Here is a 2,515-nt window from a genome sequence, read left to right as displayed (position 1 = left end):
GAGGCGCTGTCGCTCGGGCACGAGGTGGCCGTGTTGTGGAAAGGCCGGCTGGTGCAGCGGGATACGCCTGAAGCGGTTTATCGGCGGCCGGTGACGCGCGAGCTGGCGAGTTTTGTGGGCGATGCGGTGATCGTGTCGGGCACGATTACCCGCGGCGATGCGCGGCGCGTGGAGTGTGAGTTCGGGTGCCTGACGATCACCCAGCGCATGGCGGACGGCGACGTTGAGGTCGACGTGATGATCCGGCCGGAGCAAATTCGCATCGTTTCCGAGTCGAATGCGCACAGCGGCATGCAGGCCGTGGTCGAGAAAGTCGTGTTCTATGGCCACGATGCCAGCGTCATGCTGCGCTCAACGTCGGAATCGCGCGCTGTGCAGATTCGCGTGGCGGGGCACGTCCATCCACGCGTGGGCGATCGAATCGAACTCGCAGTGGAAGGCGATGTCGTCGCCTATCCGCGAAGCTGATCCCAACCGTTCAAAAAGCTCCGGCTTGACATCGTGCATATGCACTACTATCCTTGAAGCCATGACAACGCCCGATGTGTCCTACCTCGATTGCAACTGCTTCGCCATCCGCCAGGCCGCGCGCTTCGTTTCGCAGCTTTACGAACGCCATGTGAGCCAGGCGGGCGTGACCGCTGCGCAGTTCACGCTGCTCGCGGCGATTTCGAAAAACCCTGGCGTGACCATGGCGGAGCTGGCTGACGCAATGGTCATGGATCGCACCACGCTCCTGCGCGCCCTGAAGCCGATGCAGCGCGACGCGCTGGTGAGTTCGGCGCCGCAGGACGCGAGCTCGCGTGCGGTGGCCTTATATCTCTCCGAAGCCGGGAAGAAGACCTACATGCTGGCGGCGGCGCATTGGCGCGAGGCGCAGAAAGAATTCGAAGAGAGGTTCGGCCGTGAACGCGCGGGCGAGCTGAGAAAATCGTTGTTCGACGTGACATCGATGTCCTGACTAGCTGACCCGGTTTATTCGCCGAGGTCATTTTTTTTCAGTAGATAAGTGCATATGCACTAAAGGTTTCGATCACCCCCTCACGGCCGTGAAATAAGGGCCGGTTAACTTGGAAACTTCGCTGGAAACTTAGGAGAGGCGAACTATGAGCCAACGTGAAATCGTATTGTGTGAACCGGTCAGGACCGCGATCGGCGCTTTTAACGGCGGGCTGAAGGGCGTGCCGGCAACCGAGCTCGGCGCGGCCGTGATCCGCGAGAGTCTGCGCCGGTCCGGCGTAGATGCAGGGAAGGTGGAGTCGGTTGTGTTCGGCAATGTAATCCAGGCCGGAAATCGCATGAATCCTGCCCGCCAGGCCGCCGTGAATGGTGGCTTACCGGTGTCGGTGCCTGCGCTCACCGTGAACCGCGTGTGTGGTTCCGGCGCGCAGGCGATCGTGTCGGCGGCGAACGAGATCGGTGCGGGCTTCGTGCAACTCGCGGTGGCGGGTGGTATGGAGAACATGGATCGAGCACCTTATTTGCTGGACAACGGGCGCTTTGGTTATCGGATGGGCAACGCTGAGATCCATGACAGCATGTTGCGCGACGGCCTCGACGATGCCTTTTCCGGAAAGCATTCGGGCTGGCACACGGAAGACCTCGTCACGCAACTCGACATCACGCGCGAGGCGCAGGATCGCTTTGCCGAGCGCTCGCAGCAACGTTTTACGGCGGCGCAGTCGAAGGGTCTGTTCAAAGCCGAGATCGTCGGGCTGGAAGTGAAGGCGGGCAAGCAGACCATCGTCTTCGATACCGATGAACAGCCGCGTCCCGATACCACGTTCGCGACGCTTTCGAAGCTGCGTCCGGCGTTTCGTCCTGACGGCACGATCACGGCGGGCAACGCGCCGGGATTGAACAGCGGTGCGTCGGCCGTGCTGGTTGCGGATCGCGGGTTTGCGGAGCGAAATGGCATCGAGCCGGCGGTGCGGCTGGTGGCGTATGGCATTGCGGCTGTGGAACCGGGCATGTTCGGGCTGGGGCCTGTGCCGGCCGTGCAGCAGGCGCTGGCGCGCGCCGGTTGGACGTTGGGGGACCTTGAGCGGATTGAGATCAATGAGGCGTTTGCTGCTGTGCCGATCGCGGTTGCGCGCACGCTCGGTCTTGCCGATGACATCGTGAATCCGGAAGGCGGAGCGATTGCGCATGGTCATGCCATTGGGGCGACGGGCGCGGTGCTTGTCACGAGGCTGGTTCACGCGATGAAGCGCGATGGGCTTAGGAAGGGGATGGTGACGCTGTGTATTGGAGGAGGCCAGGGAATCGCGCTGGCGCTTGAACGGGTTTAGGTTTTGCGCTGGGTTTGGGGGGCTCGCGAATGGGGTTACGGTGGGGTGCTGCTTGCGGAGAATGTGGGGCTTGGGGGGGGGTGCTGCGCGCGGCGAGTGTGGGGCTAACATTGAGTCCTTCTTCCAGCGTGGTCGTTCTGCATAAGTAGTATTTTCTTGCTTATTTCTGTTAGCCCCTATCCGGGGCGGGACTTCATTTCTTTGCAAACGCGCAAAGAAACGAA

3 protein-coding genes are annotated in these 2,515 nt (G+C 61.8%); all 3 read left to right on the top strand.

The window, feature by feature from the left end:
* A partial coding sequence (locus tag WCA53_RS31735) for a TOBE domain-containing protein (protein ID WP_423921037.1) occupies nt 1-468 on the top strand: 468 nt, incomplete at its 5' end.
* A 61-nt stretch (nt 469-529) separates the two neighbouring features.
* Nucleotides 530-961, top strand: coding sequence for a MarR family winged helix-turn-helix transcriptional regulator (locus tag WCA53_RS31730; protein ID WP_423921033.1), 432 nt, complete (start codon nt 530-532; stop codon nt 959-961).
* A gap of 145 nt (nt 962-1,106) precedes the next feature.
* Nucleotides 1,107-2,291, top strand: a complete 1,185-nt coding sequence (locus WCA53_RS31725) for a thiolase family protein (protein ID WP_423921030.1) — start codon at nt 1,107-1,109, stop codon at nt 2,289-2,291.
* The last annotated feature ends 224 nt before the right edge of the window (nt 2,292-2,515 follow it).

The organism is Caballeronia sp., from assembly GCF_049581465.1.
Classification (GTDB): Bacteria; Pseudomonadota; Gammaproteobacteria; order Burkholderiales; family Burkholderiaceae; genus Caballeronia.
Note: the sequence above shows the minus strand (reverse complement) of the source record. Positions and strands in the feature narration are given on the sequence as shown.